This window comes from Mycobacterium sp. IDUB_24, from assembly GCF_055419385.1.
Map to the genome: position 1 here is coordinate 88,100 of NZ_JBVAXO010000004.1, position 17,759 is coordinate 105,858.

The following is a 17,759-nucleotide window of genomic DNA, read 5'->3' on the forward strand; positions in this document are numbered from 1 at the left end:
ATTACCCGACGCTCCCGTGGGTTCGGGAAGTTTGGTCGGGGTAACTCACTCCTGGAAGCGGTAGCCCATGCCCGCCTCGGTCAGTAGGTGCACCGGATGTGACGGGTCGTCCTCGAGTTTGCGACGCAGCTGCGCCAGATACACCCGCAGGTAGTGGGTCTCCTTGGCGTAGGCCGGCCCCCACACCTCACGCAACAGCTCTTCGCGGCCCACCAACTTGCCGCGGTTGCGCACCAGCATCTCCAGCATGCCCCACTCGGTGGGCGTCAGATGTACCTCGGTGTTGTTCTTCGTCACCTTCTTGGCAGCGAGATCGACGGTGAACGAGGAGGTTTCGATGACGGGCTCATCGGTTTCGGAAGCTGCTGCCCCACGCCGTACGGCCGCGCGCAGCCTGGCCAGGAACTCGTCCATGCCGAAGGGTTTGGTGACGTAGTCGTCGGCGCCGGCGTCGAGTGCCTCGACCTTGTCCGACGAGTCGGTGCGGGCCGAGAGCACGATCACCGGTGCCGAGAGCCAACCGCGCAGGCCGGCCAGTACGTCGATGCCCGACATGTCGGGCAGTCCGAGGTCGAGCACGATCACGTCGGGCCGGTGATCGGCGGCGGCGCGTAGCCCTTGCCCGCCGTCGGTGGCGGTGTCGACCTCGTAACCGCGCACCGACAGATTGATGCGCAGCGCGCGCAGGATCTGAGGTTCGTCGTCGATCACGAGGACGCGAATCTTGGGGGCGGTGGTGGATGTCATACGGATTCGTCCTTCGGCGGTGCGGCAAGGTCGATTTCGACGGTCAGACCGCCGCCGGGGGTATCGGTCGCCGAGATGGTCCCGCCCATGGCTTCGACGAATCCGCGTGCCACGGACAGGCCGAGCCCGACGCCGATGGTGGTGTTCTGATCACCGAGCCGCTGGAACGGTGCGAAGAGTTGTTCCTCGGCCCCACGCGGCATTCCGGGGCCTTCGTCGATCACCGCGATCAGTACCCGGTCGGCCACCTGCCCGGCGCTGACCCGGATGGGCCCGTCGGGTGCATACCGCAGGGCATTGTCGATCAGGTTGGCCAGCACCCGCTCCAGCAGCCCGGCGTCGGCCATCGCGACCGCATCGCCGACCTCGACCTTCACCCGGTCCAGGCCTTCGCGGGTGAAACCGGTGGCCCCCTTGCTGATTCCCAGCAGTGCGCGCTGCGTCGTCTCCTCCAGATACACCCGGCGCAGCTCGGGGCGGACCACGCCGGCCGACAGCCGCGACGAATCCAGCAGGTTGCCGACGAGCGCGGTGAGCGCGTCGACGGATTCCTCGATGGTGGCCAGCAATTCAGCGGTGTCCTCGGCGGAGAAGTCGATGTCCTCGCTGCGCAAACTCGACGCCGCCGCCTTGGCCGCGGCCAGCGGGGTACGCAGGTCATGGCTGACCGCCGACAGCAGCGACCGGCGTAGTTCATCGGCCTGCGCGATGGCCTCGGCCTTGCCGGCCTCCTCGGTGAGCTCGCGCTGTTTGACCAGCCCGGCAGCCTGTTTGGCGACGGCGCTCAGGACCCGGCGATCCCGCGCGGCCAGCTTGCGCCCGGCCATCAACAGCCAGAATTCGTCGTCCCCGACTTCGATCGCGGTGTCGGCGGTGTCCACCTCGGCACACGGTTTCGTGCCGACGCACGCGACGATCTCTGAGGTTCCGTTCTGTTCTCGGAGCAGACTCACCGCTCGTTGGGAGTAGGTCTCCCGCAGGCGTTCCAACAGGGTGGTGAGGTCGGCGCCGCGCAACACCGACCCGGCGAACAAAGTGAGCAGTTCGGCCTCCTGCGAGGCCTTCCGGGCTTCGCGAGCCCGGCTCGCCGCGCCGTCGACGAGGGCGGCCACCGCCACCGCGACCAACAGCAGCACCACGACGGTGACGGCGCTGTCGGGTTCGGAGATGGTGAACGTGTGCCGCGGGTCGACCAGGAAGTAGTTCAGCAGCAGCCCGGACAAAAGCGCCGAAAGCCCCGCGGGTGCGACGCCACCGAGCAGCGCCACGATCAGCACGCCGATGAAGAACAGTGCGCTCTCGCCGCTGACACCGAGGTACGGGTCCAGCATAGTGACGATCACCAGGCAGATCGCCGACGGAACCACAAGGGCCGCAAGCCAGGACGCGATGTGGCGCTGCCGCGGTGTGGCCGTTGACCAGCCGAACCCGCGACGGGCCTGCTCATGGGTCACCATGTGCACGTCGATCTTGCCGGACTGCTGCACCACGGCAGCGCCGATGCCCTCGTCGAACATGCGGGCCCAGCGGGACCGCCGCGACGTACCGAGCACCAGCTGGGTGGCGTTGCGTTCGCGCGCGAAATCCATGAGGGCCGTGGGGACGTCATCGCCGACGACAGTGTGCAGGGTGGCCCCGAGGCTGGTGGCCAGACCCCGCACCTTGCCCATCTGGGGTGCCGACACACCCGAGAGCCCGTCCCCGCGGACAACGTGCACCACCATCAGCTCGGCACTGGATTTCGAGGCGATGCGGGATGCCCTGCGCACCAGGGTTTCCGACTCGACGCCACCGGTGACGGCAACCACGACGCGTTCGCGAGCCTCCCAGGTATCGGTGATCTTGTTGTCGGCGCGGTATTTGGCCAGCGCGGCGTCCACCTGGTCGGCCAGCCACAGCAGGGCCAGTTCCCTTAGTGCGGTGAGGTTTCCGCGCCGGAAGTAGTTCGACAGTGCGGCGTCGACACGCTCCGGCGCGTACACGTTGCCGTGGGACAGTCTGCGGCGGAGTGCCTCCGGCGTGATGTCGACCAGCTCGATCTGATCGGCCGCGCGGACGATCTCGTCGGGAACCTTCTCCTGCTGCTCGATTCCGGTGATCTGGGTGACCACGTCGTTGAGGCTCTCCAGATGCTGCACGTTGACCGTCGAGATCACGGTGATCCCGGCGGCGAGCAGTTCCTCGACGTCCTGCCAGCGCTTGGGGTTCTTGCTGCCCGGGGTGTTGGTGTGGGCGAGTTCGTCGACCAACACGACCTGCGGATTACGGGCCAGCACCGCGGCGACGTCGAGTTCGGGGAAGCGGCCTCCCCGGTACTCGACGTAGCGCGGCGGGATGGTCTCGATGCCGTCGATCAGATCGGCGGTTTTCTTGCGCCCGTGCGTTTCGACGACCGCGGCAACCACGTCGGTGCCACGCTCGAGCCGGCGGTGGGCCTCCCCGAGCATCGCGTAGGTCTTGCCCACACCGGGTGCTGCACCCAGATATATGCGCAGCTCACCGCGTTTGGTGGGGCTGGACGCCGACGTACTCACAAGACCATCATCCTCGTGCCTACAGCGCGTCGAGGGCGATGTTGAGTTCGAGCACGTTGACCCGCGGTTCGCCGAAGAAGCCCAGGGTGCGTCCGTCGGTGTGCCGGGCCACCATGGCGCGCACCAGCTCGGGGTTGAGACCGCGGGCCTTGGCCACCCGGTTCACCTGCAGATTCGCATAGGCCACCGAGATGTTCGGGTCCAGGCCGCTGCCACTGGCGGTGACCGCGTCGGCCGGTACCGCGGGGTCGGCGGGAGCGCTGCCGCGGATCGGCACGATCAGGCCCGCGCTGTAGTTTTCACCGGTCCTGGCGCATTCGACGCGCACACCTTCATAGGCGTTCAGGAACGGCGTCTTCGTGGTGTCGCACGGCTCGTTGACGCTGACCACCTTGGTCGGGTGGACGACGTTTCCCCGTGCATCCCGCGGCCCGATCACCGACAGCACTGCCCCGACCCCGCCTCCGGTGCAGAACGGGCGGGCCCCGTCGACACCGTCGAGCTTGCCGACGGCTGCGCTGCGTGAGCACACCAGGGTGAGCAGGCTGGGCTTGTCGGGTTGGTCGACAATGCTTTCCGGACCCAGGTTGCTCGCGCTGGTGGCCATCGGGTCGTACCCGTCGCCGGCCATCGACGGCCGGCTCTGGAAGTACCGCGGCAGGGGATTGCCGTCGGCGTCGGTGAACGACTGCCCGATCAGGCTGCTGCCCACCGGCTTTCCGTTCACCTCGATCAGCGATCCGTCGGCCCGCTCGCTCAGGCCGGGAATCTGGGCCACCAGCCAGATGAAGACCGGATAGCCGAGGCCCAGGATCACGGTGAGTACCAGCAGGGCCCGGAGGGCGGCTGCATGTTGGCGGAGCACGTTGGAGAATTTCATGTCACATTCCCGGGAAGAGTTGGACGACGAGGTCGATCAGCTTGATGCCGATGAACGGCGCGATGATGCCGCCCAGGCCGTACACGTACAGGTTGCGGCTCAACAACTTGGATGCACTACTGGGCGTGTAACGGACACCCTTGAGTGCCAAGGGGATCAGCACCACGATGATGATCGCGTTGAAGATCACCGCCGACAGGATCGCCGATTGTGGGCTGTGTAGCCGCATGATGTTGAGCAGGTCCAGGCCGGGGAACAGGGCCACGAACAACGCCGGGATGATCGCGAAGTACTTGGCGATGTCGTTGGCGATGGAGAACGTGGTCAGTGCGCCGCGGGTGATCAGCAACTGCTTGCCGATCTCGACGATCTCGATGAGCTTGGTCGGGTCGGAGTCGAGATCGACCATGTTGCCGGCCTCTTTGGCCGCCGAGGTTCCGCTGTTCATCGCGACGCCGACATCGGCCTGGGCGAGGGCGGGCGCGTCGTTGGTGCCGTCTCCGGTCATCGCGACGAGCTTGCCGCCGGCCTGTTCCTTCTTGATCAGTGCCATCTTGTCTTCCGGCGTGGCTTCGGCGAGGAAGTCGTCCACACCGGCCTCGTCGGCGATGGCCTTGGCGGTCAACGGGTTGTCGCCCGTGATCATCACGGTGCGGATGCCCATGCGCCGCATCTCGTCGAAGCGTTCCCGCATGCCCTGTTTGACGACATCCTTGAGGTGGATGACGCCGAGCACCTCAGCATTGCCGTTGAACACGTGGCCGACCACCAGCGGGGTGCCGCCCGCGGCGGAGATGCCGTCGACGATGTCGCCGAGTTCGGTTGGTACCCTGCCTCCTTCGGTCCGCACCCATTCGGCGACGGCGCCCGCAGCGCCTTTGCGCAGCCGGTGCTCGTTCGAGAGGTCGACGCCGGACATCCGGGTGTTGGCGCTGAATTCCACCCAGTACGCCTTGTCGAGTTCGCCGGGGGTGCGTCCCCTCAGGCCGTACTCCTGTTTGGCGAACACCACGATCGAGCGGCCCTCGGGCGTCTCGTCGGCGAGGCTGGACAGCTGTGCCGCATCGGCAAGTTGCTCGGGCGTGACACCGGACAGTGGGACGAACGCGGCGGCCTGACGGTTGCCGAGGGTGATGGTTCCGGTCTTGTCGAGCAGCAGGGTGTTGACATCGCCGGCGGCCTCGACGGCGCGGCCGGACATGGCCAGCACATTGCGCTGCACCAGGCGGTCCATGCCGGCGATACCGATCGCCGAGAGCAGAGCGCCGATGGTGGTGGGGATGAGGCACACCAGCAGCGACACCATGACGATGCCGGAGATGCCGTTCCCGTTGAGCGCCAGGCTGTCTGGGACACCGGGGTTGTTGGCCTTGGAGAAGATGGCCAGCGGCTGCAGGGTGGCGACGGCGAAGACGAAGATGATCGTCAGCGAGGCCAGCAGGATGTTCAGGGCGATCTCGTTGGGGGTCTTCTGCCGGTTGGCACCCTCGACGAGGTTGATCATCCGGTCGATGAAGCTCTCGCCGGGCTTCTGGGTGATCTTGACGACGATGCGGTCGGACAGCACGGTGGTGCCGCCCGTGACGGCCGATCGGTCGCCACCGGACTCCCGGATGACGGGGGCTGATTCACCGGTGATCGCCGATTCATCGACCGAGGCAATGCCTTCCACGACATCACCGTCACCGGGGATGACCTGACCGGCCTCGACCACGACGACGTCGCCCTGACACAAAAGGGGCGCCGCCACCTCTTCTTCCTGGGCCTCGTGGCCCCGAGTGCCCGCAGACCACCCGGTCAGCCGGCGGGCCATGGTGGAGGTCTTGGTCTTGCGCAGCGACTCGGCCTGAGCCTTGCCGCGACCCTCGGCGACGGCCTCGGCCAGGTTGGCGAAGATCACCGTGAGCCACAGCCAGATGACGATCAGCGCGGAGAACCACGACGGATTCGGAACGGTGCACAGTGTTGCCGCTACGGCGCCGATCTCGACGATGAACATGACGGGATTGCGCCACAGTGTGCGGGGGTCGAGCTTGCGCAACGCGTCGGGCGCCGATTTCCACAGCATCTTCGGGTCGAGGATGCCGCCCTTGATCTGGTTGGAACTACTGGGTTTCCGCTGAGCGGACGACGGTGAATCGAGAGTGGATACTGACATCAGTGAATTCCTTCAGCAAGGGGCCCGAGCGCGAGCATGGGCAAGAAGGTGAGGGCGACCAGGATCAGCGTGACTCCGGCGACCATGCCGACGAACTGGGGTCGATGGGTGGGCAGGGTGCCGACAGAATCAGGTGTCTTGCCTTGTCTGGCCAGGGATCCGGCCAGCGCCAGCACGAAGATGATCGGCAGGAACCGGCCGAACACCATCGCCAGGCCGAGGGCGGTGTTGTACCACTCGGTGTTGACGCTGATGCCGGCGAAGGCGGAACCGTTGTTGTTGGCCGCAGAGGTGAAGGCGTACAGCACTTCCGAGAGACCGTGTGGTCCGGTGTTGAGCATGCCCGCCCGTTGTCCGGGCATCGCCATCGCCACCGCGGTGCCGGTCAGTACGAGCAGCGGCGTGATGAGGAAATATGTTGCGGCGAGCTTGATCTCCCGCGGGGTGATCTTCTTTCCCAGATACTCCGGGGTGCGCCCGACCATGAGACCAGCGATGAACACCGTGAGGATCGCCAGCACCAACATGCCGTACAGGCCGGAGCCGACGCCGCCGGGAGCCACCTCGCCGAGTTGCATGTTGAACATCGTGATCATGCCGCCGAGGCTGGTGTACGAATCGTGGAACGAGTCCACCGCGCCGGTCGACGTCAGCGTCGTCGCATCCGCGAACACCGCTGAGTTGGCCACACCGAACCGCTGCTCGACGCCTTCCATCGCGGCACCGGCGGCGGTGGGGACAGTGCCGTGGGCCTGCAGTTGGAACAGCATCATCAGGCTGACGCTGACGGTGGCGATGACGGCCATCGCCGCGGCGATCGCCAGACCTTGTTTCGGGCTGCCGACCATGCGGCCGAATGTCCGCGGCAACGAGAACGGGATCATCAGGATCAGGAAGATCTCCACCCAATTGGTCCAGGTGGTGGGGTTCTCGAACGGGTGGGCGGAGTTGGCATTGAAGAAGCCGCCGCCGTTGGTGCCGAGAAGTTTGATGACTTCCTGGCTGGCCACCGGTCCACCCGGGATGGTCTGTGTTCCGCCGACGAGGGTGTTGACGACCTCGCTGTGCACAGCGAAGTTCTGGATGGCTCCGCCGCCGACCAGGATCAGGGCTCCGGCGATCGAAATGGGCAGCAGGATACGGAGATTGCCGCGCACCAGGTCGACCCAGAAGTTGCCGAGGTCGCCGGTGTTACGCCGGACCAGGCCACGGACGAAGGCCATCGCCACCGCCATGCCGACGGCGGCGGAGACGAAGTTCTGCACAGCCAGACCGGCCATCTGCACCAGGTGCCCCTGGGTGGATTCACCCGAATAGGCCTGCCAGTTCGTGTTGGTCACGAAGCTGACGGCGGTGTTCCAGGCCAGCGCCGGTGTCATCGGCGTGCCCGGATCGCCCAGATGCAGGGGCAGCTTGCCCTGCAGCAGCTGCAACGCGAACAGGAACAGGATGCTGATCGCGGAGAAGGCCAGCACGCTGCGGGCATAGGCGCCCCAGGTCTGTTCGGCCTTCGGATCGGCACCGATCAGGCGGTAGATCAGGCGTTCAGCCCGCGAGTGCTTGTCGGTCGTATAGACGCGGTACATGTAATCGCCGAGCGGTACGTGGACTGCCGCCACCGCGACGATCAGGACAACGAGGAAGACGATCCCCGCGGTTGTAGTGGTCACTAGAACCTTTCCGGAAACAGCAGCGCCGCGAAGAGAAACAGCGCGATCAGGATGGCCAGGCCCAGGCCGACGACGTTTTCGTAGCTCACAGTCCCTCGACCAACTTCTGAACCAGGCCCAGCAGCGCAAAGATCGCCACTGTCAGCACGATGAACACCACTACGGACATGGGTTCTCCAACACGTTTTGGGGCCGCCGGATCTCGACGACTGATCAAGGGTGCGTCCGCTGCGGGTGGCCGGCCATGATCTTTATGTCTTCTTTACGCTCGGCTGCCGGACCTTTACGGGTTCTTTCCCGGGAGCCATGGATGTCCACGCCAGCCGGGTAAAGACGCCGTCGACAGCGCTCGGATGTGGCGCACGAAACACGCAATTGCCGTCGAATTTTGCCAGCTCCGGACAGGCTGTCCGGCGCGCAGTCCTGGGTATTTTCGCCGTCAGTGTTCGGCTGCCGTACGGGCATTTACCCTTCAGGTGTAATTGTCTGAAAAGTGGGTCAATAAAGACGATGTGCCGGCATTAGCGGTCATTAGCGCAATTTCGTTTACGGCCGATGCCAGTTGGCATAACTATCCGGGCAAGGCAACGCTCGGACAGTAGCAGAGGCAAGAGATGGACCCCCCGGGCGGTGCTGTCCGTGGCGCCGTATGCGCAGTTTCTGCGGGACGTCAACGCAGCGTGAATGTTTCGTTGCTTCGCATCAAGAGACCGCAAGGATCCGTCCGGCCCCCGGTCGGATCGGAAGACTCGAAGCGGGCGCATGCGGCATCGGGCCGGTGCGCGGTGAAGAGAAGGTTGTGGTGACACTGTCGACAGGCTTGCAGTCCACGTTCTTGGCGCCGGCACAGCGATCGCCCGAGCGAGAGGCGATGCGACGGTGTGCCACATGTTGCCGCTCGCTCGATCCGGTAGAGCTTGCCCTGCCCGCCTGGGCATTGCGGGACAACAACGTGGCCAAATGGGCACGCGATCACGGGTTGATCGTCGAGGTGCGCAGCAGCGGGGACCTCACGGTGGCGATTGGGACCGGTATCCATCCGATGCGCTTGGTGGTGCACGCCGACGGGTTCAGTGGTGACGAACTGGTGTTCTGCAGTGCGAACCTCGGGGTGGGCCGAGTGGTGGCGAACAGCGTCGACCAGATCCAGCTGCTGGCCTCGTGCGTGGTCCGGCACCGTCGGCAACGGGTGATCCTCGGGGTCACCGATGCTGACGCGGTGGCCGCCGTGCTGAACGCGCCGCGCCTCGATCTCGTCGGCGTGTACCGCGAAATCGGCTCGGGTAAAGACTGTTTCACCGGGTTTCCGGAGATGGTCGGTGATGTGGTCGCCGAGATGGCCGACATTCGCAGCACCCACGCTGTGGTGCTCACCCGGGTCTGGATCGGCGGCGGATTCGACTTCGGTACGGGGCCCGACGATCTTTCCGGGCTGGGCCGGGCCATTGAGATGACGCTCGACGATGCGTGCGCGACGCTGAGTTTCCCGCGACCGGTGGTGGTGGTCTCCGCCGGGCTGAGCAGTCGGCTGTAGGCCGCTTCCGCGTGCAGACCTGTACAGCGGACCTGCATCGGACATAAATTGAGCCGTGGGCCCGAAACGGCCCGAGGGCCGGCACCACGATCAGTCAGCGCCGAAAGCGTCGCTGAGGATTCTCGTTGTCGGTGCCGGGGTGGGTGGTATCTCCATCGCCCGGGGATTGCTGCGGGACGGTCATGACGTCACGGTGTTCGAGCAGCGTCCCGATATCCGGGCCGGCGGTGGGGCCGTCACCATCTGGTCGAACGGTGAAACCGTGCTGGCGCAACTGGGTGTCGTGATGGCGGGTGCCGGCCAGGAGCTCTCCACCGTGCGGGTCATGACATCGACGGGTCGTCCGTTGGGCACGTTGGACGTGACCACGATCGTGAAGCGGATGGGTGCGCCCGTCCGGATGGTTCCGCGCCGGGTTCTGCTCGAACGTCTGCTGGAAGGTTTTCCCGCTGAACGGATTCGGTGCAACGCGCAGGTTGTCGGCGTCGTGACCGGCAGCCGCGGGGTTCGCATTGATTTCGCCGACAGCAGTTGCGCGGGAGGCGATCTCGTGATCGGTGCGGACGGTCTGCACTCCACGGTGCGTGAGATCGTCAGCGCGCCACACGCGGAGCCGACGGGCTGGTGCAGCTGGCAAGGGCTGGCCGCGCTTCCGGACGCGGCCGATCGGCACGTCGCCTTCGTCATCGTCGGTGAGCACGGGAACCTCGGTCTCTGGCCGGCCGGAGACACCGAGGTGCAGTGGTGGTTCGACCTGCCGTGGTCGCCGGACTTCGTCAGGCCGGAACGCCCGATCGAGGTGATCCGCGCCAATTTCACCGGTTGGTCCGACCTGGTCGATCAAGTACTCGCGACGTTGACCGACGATGATCTGGCGCGCTCGCCCTACCCGCATTTCCGTCATCCGGTTCCCGGGCCGGGGCATGGAGCGTTGACGTTGTTGGGCGATGCGGCCCACACGATGCCGCCAACGCTGGCGCAAGGGACCAACCAGGCACTGCTGGACACGATGGTGTTGTGCAAGGCGATTTCGGATTTCCAGCACGGGGTCAACGGCGATCTGTCCGCCGCGCTGCGCCGGTACGAGAACACCCGCCGGCGTCGGGTTGCCGCGGTGTCCCGGGTGGCCTCGCTGCAGGTCTCCCATGGTGAGGCCGTGCTGCGGCCGGCGGCGATGGTCCCGGACCGGCTGATGACCTGGGTGTTGGCGACGTTCCTGCGGTTGGTGAGCCACCGCCGGCTGGCCGCCGGAATCAGCAGGGGACTGGCGGGCGTATCGGCCGCGGGCAGTGATGAACATGCCCGCTGAGGTCGTACGGGTGCGGGGCGCCATCGATGTGCCGTCGCGCCGGCTGTGGCTCGTCAAATGGTGTGTGCTGGCCGTGCCGCACTATCCGATCCTGATCGGCCTCTACCTGGTCTATCCGCTGGTGACGCTCGCAGCGGGTATCGCCATCTTGTTCACCGGTCGGTATCCACGGCCCCTGTTCGATTTCAATGTCGGGGTGCTGCGATGGTCGTGGCGCGTGATGAATTACCGGTTTCCGATGAACACCACCGACAGGTACCCGCCGTTTACCCTCAAGCCTCGGGCCGACTATCCGGGCGATCTCGAGGTCGCCTACCCCGAATACCTTTCGAGAGGGGCGGTTCTGGTGAAGTGGTGGCTGCTGGCGTTTCCGCAGATCATCATGTGCTGGGCGATGGAGGCGCCGCTGCAAGTACTTTGCGTGATCTCCGCGGTGCGACTGTTGGCCCGCGGCACGGTCTCGCCGGGGATGTTCGACCTCCTGATGGGACTTGTCCGGTGGCGCTACCGCGTCGCCGTCTATGTGTCGCTGATGAGCGACGAGTATCCGCCGTTTCGAATGGATCTGGGGGGCTCGGATTGAGGCACCGAAACCCGTTGTTCCCGTACGTGTATCGGCTCGGCATGCCGATATTCGACCGGCTGTTCTACCGCCGCTACCGCCGATCGGCGATGAGCCACGCGACGGGGCGGTTGTTGATGGTCGGGGTCGGGCCGGGCACCGATCTGCTGTTCCTGCCGGACGCGGTGACGTCCGTCGCGGCGGTGGAACCCGATGCCGCGATGCGCCGGATGGCAGGCGCGCTGGCCCGGCGTCACGGTATCGACGTCGATGTCGTCGATGGGGCGGGCGAGTCGATCCCGTTCCCGGACAACAGCTTCGACTCGGTCCACGTCGGTCTCGTGTTGTGTTCGGTCGATGATGTGCCCGCCACCCTGGCCGAGATCCGGCGGGTGCTGGAGCCCGACGGCCGGTTGGTCGTTCTCGAACACGTCCGGGGTGAAGGTTTGATGGGGCGATTCCAGGATCTGATCGCGAGGCCATGGGCGTGGTTGTCGTCTGGGTGCGAACCGAACCGCCGCACCGTCGACGCCATCGCCGCAGCCGGGTTCGACACCAGCGAGCTACACCGCCGACGCAGGACGCTGGTTCCTCCGCCGTGCACTCCACATCTGCAGGGGGTCGCGACTATTCGACGCTGACGGCCTCGATGATGTTGAGCCGCGCGGCCCGCCGCGCCGGCGGCAACGAGCCCAACAGGCTGATCGCCAACGCACCAAGGGTGAACACCAGCGCCATGGGACTGGGCCGGAATGTGACATCGAAATTCATGATGTCCCCGCTGACGAGGCTGAACAGCCACTGATCGACCAGGCCGATCAGCAATCCGAGGATGCCGCCCACAATGCCGATGGCCGCCGCCTCTGCCAGCACCATGGCCAGCGTGTAGCGGCGGCTGGATCCCATCGCCCGCAGTACCCCGATCTCGCGACGCCGCTCCAGAACCGACAGGGTCAACGTGTTGAGCAGCGCGACCGCGGCGACGAACACCACGATGATCCACACCGCGTTGGCGATCAGCATGCTTTGGTGCAGCGGTGCTTCGAGACCGGCCAGTGCGGTGGCGCCGTCGTAGGTGTAGTTCGGCGCGGGGACGACGTGACGGATGTTGGCCAGCAGGCGATCGGGATCGGTTCCCTTGACAGCGGTGACCTGCAGGGTCGTCGACCCTGGTCGGTCGAACCAGGTGCGCATCTGATCGAGGCCCATCCCGACAGTGCCGATCACTGTCGAGAAGTAGGGGACCAGCGCCAGCACCTTCGTCCGCCTCGGTCCGTGCGGCGTCTCCAATTGGAGGTCGTCGCCCACCCGGACGTTGAGGGTCTTGCCCAGGTTCTGCGAGAGCACCACGCCGCGCCCGGCCAACACGTCGCTGCGCGTCTGGTCGTCGAGGGCGTGGAAGAGTGCGTCGTGGCTGCCGGGGGCGAAGCCGTCGAGCATGACGCGGGTGCCGCCGACGACGGCGAAACCCAGGGCACCTTCGGTGACGTTCGCGACTCCGGGCACCTCGGTGACATTCTGGGTAAGACTTTGGGGCAGAAGGCCGGTGGAGTACTCGTCGGGCGGGTTGGCACTCACCCACACGTCGACGTCGGCGACCGGGGCGAAGACGTCGCGTGCGGAGCGGATCATGTCGTTGTTCGTGCCGGTGATCACCACTGTCGTGACGACGGCGATCAGCACGGTCATCACGGTGGCCCACACCCGCCGCGGAGCACGCTCGACCGTCGCCGCCCCCAGCGCCCCGGCCGATCCGAACTGGCGCGCCACCGCGGCCGTCGCGGCGACGATGGGCCCGGCGAGCGCGAAACCGAGCGCGATCTGGGCGGTGAACAGCGCGGCGATCGCCACGAACGCGATCGAACCCGGTTGGTAGAACACGATCAGGATCGACGCCCCCAGCACCGCCACCGCCGCGATGCCGGTGACGATGCGCAGCCAACGCGGCACGTTGTCCGCCGCCGACACCCCGACCGGAGCCAGCGCCTCGATCGGCGAAACCTTGTACACCTGACGGGCCGCCATCGCCGACGCCGCGACGCTCGTCAGTGCCGTGGCGGCGATGGCGACCGGGATCGCATAGTCGGGCAGCCAGTACTCGATCCGGGCTTCGAGGCCCTGGGTCATCGTCGGTGGCAGCCGGCCGATGGCCAGGCGGCCCAACACTATTCCGAGCAGTGAGCCGATGGTGCCGCCGATCAGCCCGAGGATCGTGGCCTCGGCGAGCATGTCTCGGACGATGGTGGCGCGTCTGCCGCCGATCGCGCGCAGCATCGAGATGACCGGGCGGCGTTGGGCGATCGCCATCGTCATCGTCGTGTAGATCAGGAATGCGCCGACCACCAGTGCGACCGCCGCGCCCATCAACGCCATGTAGTTCATCAGCTTGACGCCGTCGCCGGCGCGGGCCGCCCGCGAACTCGGGGCGGCGACCAGGGCCCGGCCGTTGACGGCTTTCGTGACCTGCTCGCGCACGGTGTTGAGGTCGGCATCCGGTGCGGTGGTGATCAGGATCGAGTCGAGCTGTCCATGTCTCCCGGTGACGTTCTGCGCCAACGGAAGGGGGGCCAGTACGTAGTGGCCGCCGTTGAGATCGGCGAGTTGCTTTCCCTCAAGGACTTCGGCGACGGTGACCGACCCCGACCCGAGTTGGAACGTCTCGCCTTTGGTGTGACCGACGCCGGGGCCGACGCGGACGCCCTCGGCTGCTGTCGGCGCCTGGACCTGGACCCCGACCGCGTCCTTCAGCGCGCCCTCCAAGGCGCGGCTACGGTCGTCGGCGCCGAACAACAGCACCGGCTCGGTCGCGGTCGGCGCGGACATCCGGATCATCGGCGCCGCGGTCGCCACACCCGGTACTTTCGCGACGTCGTCCACCACGGATTCGGGGAATCCTGCGTCGGTGACTCCCGACACCTCAAGGGCGGCGACGCCGGCGACTCCGTCCGCGAGTCGGTTGACCGATCCGGTGATCGACCCGAAGATGCCGAGGATCGCGACGAGATACATTGCCGACACTGCCATTACGGCGATCGAGGCGAGGGTGCGCCGCCGGTGCACGACGAGCTCGCGCAGGCTGAATACCCTCAGCCGGCTCATCCACGAAGACAGCACAGCTGCGAGTCTCACCCGCCGACCACCGACATCTCGTCGGAGCCGAGCCGGCCGTCCTGCAGCGTGATCACCCGGTCGGTGGCTGCCGCGGCCTCGGCATTGTGGGTCACCATCACCACCAGGCGACCGAGGCCCTCTTCGTGCGCGACCTCGCCCAGCAGGGTCAAGATCGCCGCACCCGTTGTCGAATCGAGGTTCCCAGTGGGCTCGTCGGCGAGGATCAGCGGCGGGTCCATCATCATGGCCCGGGCCACCGCGACGCGTTGCATCTGGCCACCGGACAGTTCCGACGGCCGGTGTTCGGTCCGGTTGCCCAGGCCCACGCGGTCCAGCAGTTCCACGGCCTGCGGTTTGACCTTGCCCAGCCGGACCCCGTCCAGGAGCTTGGGGACGGCCACGTTCTCCCAGGCCGACAGGGTGGGCAACAGGTTGAAGAACTGGAAGACGAACCCCACCCGGTGATGGCGGAACGCCGACTGCTGCTCGTCGCCCAGGCGCCCGATCTCCTCGCCGTCGAAGGTGATCGAGCCCGAATCGGGGGAGTCCAGCGCGCCCAGCAGGTGCAGCAGCGTGCTCTTACCTGCGCCGGAGGGGCCGATGACCGACACGAACTGCCCGCCGTTGAGCTGAAGGCTGATCTCGTCGAGGGCGCGCACTTTCTGGCCGCCGACCTTGTACTCGCGAACCACGTCGCGCAGTTCGATGGCCAGTTCGGGCATCGCAGCCTCCCGGGAGTCGGGATATGGGGAGCCTACGCCCGGTGCCCGCGTCGAACGTTGGCTTATGTGCGAGTTCTTGGCCGAACTTCGCACACAAGCCAACACTCACGGAGCGGTCAGGGAGGCGACCAACCGGGCCTTCTGGTCGGTGGCCGGGATGATGCGGGGATTGGTCAGTTGATAATGCCGGCCGCGATGCACCAGGTGGGCCGCACCGGCGGCCCGGACATTGCGCACCCAATCCGAGTGCTCGCCGTAGTTCAGCACCACCGAGACCGACTTGCTGTCGACGAACGCCATGACCGGAGTGCGGTACGGCTTGCCCGACTTGCGGCCGGTGTGCTCGATGACGGCCATGTACGGCAGCCATGGCGCCCACAGCCGCTGCAGCGGGTTGGTGACGTACTTGTTGAACCGCGCGATCACCCGCATCGCCCGTGGTCCCAGTGCTGCCGCGATCCGTTCGGCAACTACGGCAATCGAATTCGCGATACTGCTCGGCATATGCGGCCCCCGTCGCTTTCCCGCCCTGCGGCCTCATTCAACCAAGTGCCTCAGCCCCGCACCACCCCGGTGCCACAGGGTGCATGTCCGCCGGTGACCAGGCACCCAGGTACCGTGCTACCGATCGCCCCCATAGCCCAATTGGCAGAGGCAGCGGACTTAAAATCCGCACAGTGTCGGTTCGAGTCCGACTGGGGGCACCGAAGAAGGCCTGGTAGAAACCTATTTCGGTGGTTAGTTTGGCTACCGGCCCACGAAAATACCGGCGAAATGCTGGCGTGCGGGCGACGGCGATCGCCGCTAGCCAACTTGGAGGCGCGTTCGCAAAGCGACGCGCCCTGAAAGGCTGCGGTGTGTCGGCGGGGACTGGGACGCTTGTCGGGTGAGGAACACACAGGACCCGGCGGAGTCGCGTGGTGTTCGGTTCATTAACTGCGACTTCCGTCTGGGCGGCCTGTCATTTCCCCTCGGACCTGACGGGACGCCAAACTTGGACGCTGGCCAGTTAACCCTTGCGCTGCGCACTGATATGTGGCCGTTCTGGCTGCGAGAGGCTATCGAGGCCGCTACAGCAGCGAACGAGATAGCAGACCAAATCCCACCGCTGTACGAACAGTTCAAGGCCGGCAAAGCCACGGACGAAGATCTCGACGAGTTGGTCACCCGCGAGTTGATCGCAACGATGCGCGCTATCGGAGCCGCCGCGTTTGCAATTGACGCTCTTTACGCGGCCGTGAAGGCGCGTTCGCCCGAGCACCCTGACCAAGCTGCCTGGCGGGCGAAGGGGACCGCCCGACACAAGCAGGTTACTGAAACATACTTCTACCACTTGAAGGTCAGGAATCAGAAGACAAGAGAGGCAATCCGGCACTGGGTTTCGCAGATCTACCGGTTTCGTGATTTGGCGGTGCACTCACCTGTGGAGTTCGCTGCGCCGCAGTATCGGGCCGACTTGGAGGTGGGACTCGACCAGTGCTTCAGCCGGTTCCGTAGAGACAATGCAGTCACCACCACCGCGATGGCCGTCTGCTTGTTCGATTATCTAGTGGCATTCATGGGTAACGGTAGTCCGGAACTTGCCGAGCAGAAACAAGGCGCACGTCGAAAGATGGATAGGCTACTCGATCAATACGAGGCGGCGGGGGTGTTTCCCGCCATCGCACGCCGCGAGCCGCCAACACCAGACTCGGAACAACCGGCAGCGGCGAACTAAGCCTTGCAGGGGAACCGAATCAGCGTGCGCGTCTAACGCCACATGGATGAGATCGAGTGGGCCGTACTCCGAAGTGAAGGGCTTGATCCCGACGACTCAGCCGTAATCGAGGCGATGGCGTTGGTACGGCTGGAGCTGTCGCTACTGGGCCACGCTCCCACTGCGCGAGCCATAGCGAGAGAGCGACTCAGCCTGTGCTAGCGGAGGAAATAAGTGACTCAATTGTTGCGCCGTTACCGAATTCGCCGCCTGCAGTGAATGCCCACTGGCTATTACCTATGAGAGGAGCTAGCTCGCTCGCTGAGCGTGCATGAATGCCAAGTGTGGCAAGGTGCTGGCAGTCCATTGACAGGGACAAATCTCTTCCGTTCTGCGGCTGCAACGTGAGACGTGTCCCAATCACCCGGCTGAGCTCCGTGATATGCGCAGGATCGTTGATGTTGTGCACCCTGAGGTATGCCGCCTCGACGTCGGTTGCGATATGTCCGATGTTCAGGAAGTGAACGGTTGCGCCGACACGATAGTCGTGGCCTTGGCAGTCCCCTGCCAATGTGAGCTTATCTACGACTACAGGCGTAGCGCCTGACACTTCGCCTGCTCGGCGAGCAACGTGGAAAGAGCCCCAAGCTGCCACTGCCGAGAAGATGCTAGACAGGAGTGCCAAGCTGGCGATGCCGACTGTGGCCTTCTTGGTCCAGTCATTTTCCTGCGCGGCCTCGCGTGCCACACAGCTATGATCGCAGCCACGTCGTCCGGTTACTGCGTGATTGGCACACTTTGTTTCGCTCGGGGAGTCAAAACCTGTCGGAATTCGG

Annotated in this window: 15 protein-coding genes and 1 tRNA gene; 6 read left to right on the plus strand and 10 right to left on the minus strand. The window is 65.6% G+C overall.

The window, feature by feature from the left end:
• Positions 1-45: 45 nt before the first annotated feature.
• Genes ACZYZF_RS15775 through ACZYZF_RS15800 form a run of 6 tightly spaced genes read right to left on the minus strand, consistent with a single transcriptional unit; the run spans position 46 to position 8,078 of the window.
• Positions 46-747 (minus strand): response regulator, encoded by a 702-nt coding sequence (locus tag ACZYZF_RS15775; RefSeq protein ID WP_463746183.1) that lies wholly within the window; start codon positions 745-747, stop codon positions 46-48.
• Positions 744-3,281, minus strand: a complete 2,538-nt coding sequence (locus ACZYZF_RS15780; protein ID WP_463746184.1) for a DUF4118 domain-containing protein — start codon at positions 3,279-3,281, stop codon at positions 744-746. The genes ACZYZF_RS15775 and ACZYZF_RS15780 overlap by 4 nt, the downstream gene beginning before the upstream one ends.
• A 19-nt stretch (positions 3,282-3,300) precedes the next feature.
• Positions 3,301-4,161, minus strand: coding sequence for a potassium-transporting ATPase subunit C (locus tag ACZYZF_RS15785; RefSeq protein ID WP_463746185.1), 861 nt, complete (start codon positions 4,159-4,161; stop codon positions 3,301-3,303).
• 1 nt (position 4,162) lies between these two features.
• Entirely contained in the window at positions 4,163-6,319 is a 2,157-nt protein-coding gene (kdpB, locus tag ACZYZF_RS15790) for a potassium-transporting ATPase subunit KdpB (protein ID WP_463836223.1), read from the minus strand.
• Positions 6,319-7,989 carry a potassium-transporting ATPase subunit KdpA gene (gene kdpA, locus ACZYZF_RS15795; RefSeq protein ID WP_463836224.1) on the minus strand — a complete coding sequence of 557 codons (1,671 nt, stop codon included), beginning with the start codon at positions 7,987-7,989 and terminating at the stop codon, positions 6,319-6,321. Before kdpA ends, kdpB begins: the two co-directional genes overlap by 1 nt.
• The gene (locus tag ACZYZF_RS15800) at positions 7,989-8,078 is read right to left on the minus strand and encodes a potassium-transporting ATPase subunit F (protein ID WP_019347277.1); all 90 of its coding nucleotides are present in this window, start codon (positions 8,076-8,078) and stop codon (positions 7,989-7,991) included. Before ACZYZF_RS15800 ends, kdpA begins: the two co-directional genes overlap by 1 nt.
• Positions 8,079-8,791: 713 nt before the next feature.
• Between ACZYZF_RS15800 and ACZYZF_RS15805 the strand changes: the two genes are divergently transcribed.
• The 4 genes from ACZYZF_RS15805 to ACZYZF_RS15820 all read left to right on the plus strand — a co-directional run bounded on the left by ACZYZF_RS15805 (position 8,792) and on the right by ACZYZF_RS15820 (position 12,035).
• Positions 8,792-9,523 (plus strand): type III PLP-dependent enzyme domain-containing protein, encoded by a 732-nt coding sequence (locus ACZYZF_RS15805; RefSeq protein WP_463836225.1) that lies wholly within the window; start codon positions 8,792-8,794, stop codon positions 9,521-9,523.
• Between the two features lie 112 nt (positions 9,524-9,635).
• Complete coding sequence (locus tag ACZYZF_RS15810; RefSeq protein WP_463836367.1) at positions 9,636-10,832, plus strand: FAD-dependent oxidoreductase; 1,197 nt, start codon at positions 9,636-9,638, stop codon at positions 10,830-10,832.
• Positions 10,833-10,842: 10 nt separating this feature from the next.
• On the plus strand, positions 10,843-11,415 hold the full coding sequence (locus ACZYZF_RS15815; protein WP_463836368.1) for a DUF4389 domain-containing protein: 573 nt from the start codon (positions 10,843-10,845) through the stop codon (positions 11,413-11,415).
• Positions 11,412-12,035 (plus strand): class I SAM-dependent methyltransferase, encoded by a 624-nt coding sequence (locus ACZYZF_RS15820; RefSeq protein WP_463746189.1) that lies wholly within the window; start codon positions 11,412-11,414, stop codon positions 12,033-12,035. Before ACZYZF_RS15815 ends, ACZYZF_RS15820 begins: the two co-directional genes overlap by 4 nt.
• On the opposite strand, the gene ACZYZF_RS15825 is transcribed toward ACZYZF_RS15820, so the two are convergent.
• The 3 genes from ACZYZF_RS15825 to ACZYZF_RS15835 all read right to left on the minus strand — a co-directional run bounded on the left by ACZYZF_RS15825 (position 12,022) and on the right by ACZYZF_RS15835 (position 15,659).
• Complete coding sequence (locus ACZYZF_RS15825) at positions 12,022-14,493, minus strand: ABC transporter permease (protein WP_463836226.1); 2,472 nt, start codon at positions 14,491-14,493, stop codon at positions 12,022-12,024. The two genes, ACZYZF_RS15820 and ACZYZF_RS15825, sit on opposite strands and share 14 nt — an antisense overlap.
• A gap of 26 nt (positions 14,494-14,519) precedes the next feature.
• Entirely contained in the window at positions 14,520-15,227 is a 708-nt protein-coding gene (locus ACZYZF_RS15830; RefSeq protein ID WP_463836227.1) for an ABC transporter ATP-binding protein, read from the minus strand.
• Positions 15,228-15,332: 105 nt separating this feature from the next.
• The gene (locus ACZYZF_RS15835) at positions 15,333-15,659 is read right to left on the minus strand and encodes a nitroreductase family deazaflavin-dependent oxidoreductase (protein ID WP_463746566.1); all 327 of its coding nucleotides are present in this window, start codon (positions 15,657-15,659) and stop codon (positions 15,333-15,335) included.
• 198 nt (positions 15,660-15,857) lie between these two features.
• On the opposite strand from ACZYZF_RS15835, the gene ACZYZF_RS15840 reads away from it, so the two are divergent.
• Together ACZYZF_RS15840 and ACZYZF_RS15845 are read left to right on the plus strand one after the other, a co-directional pair.
• Positions 15,858-15,931, plus strand: a tRNA-Leu gene (locus ACZYZF_RS15840).
• A 290-nt stretch (positions 15,932-16,221) separates the two neighbouring features.
• Positions 16,222-16,944, plus strand: a complete 723-nt coding sequence (locus ACZYZF_RS15845) for a hypothetical protein (RefSeq protein ID WP_463836228.1) — start codon at positions 16,222-16,224, stop codon at positions 16,942-16,944.
• Positions 16,945-17,131: 187 nt separating this feature from the next.
• Here the strand turns inward: ACZYZF_RS15845 and ACZYZF_RS15850 are convergent, their stop codons facing one another.
• A complete protein-coding gene (locus tag ACZYZF_RS15850; RefSeq protein ID WP_463836229.1) occupies positions 17,132-17,671 on the minus strand; it encodes a hypothetical protein in 540 nt (179 codons plus the stop codon).
• Positions 17,672-17,759 lie beyond the last annotated feature (88 nt).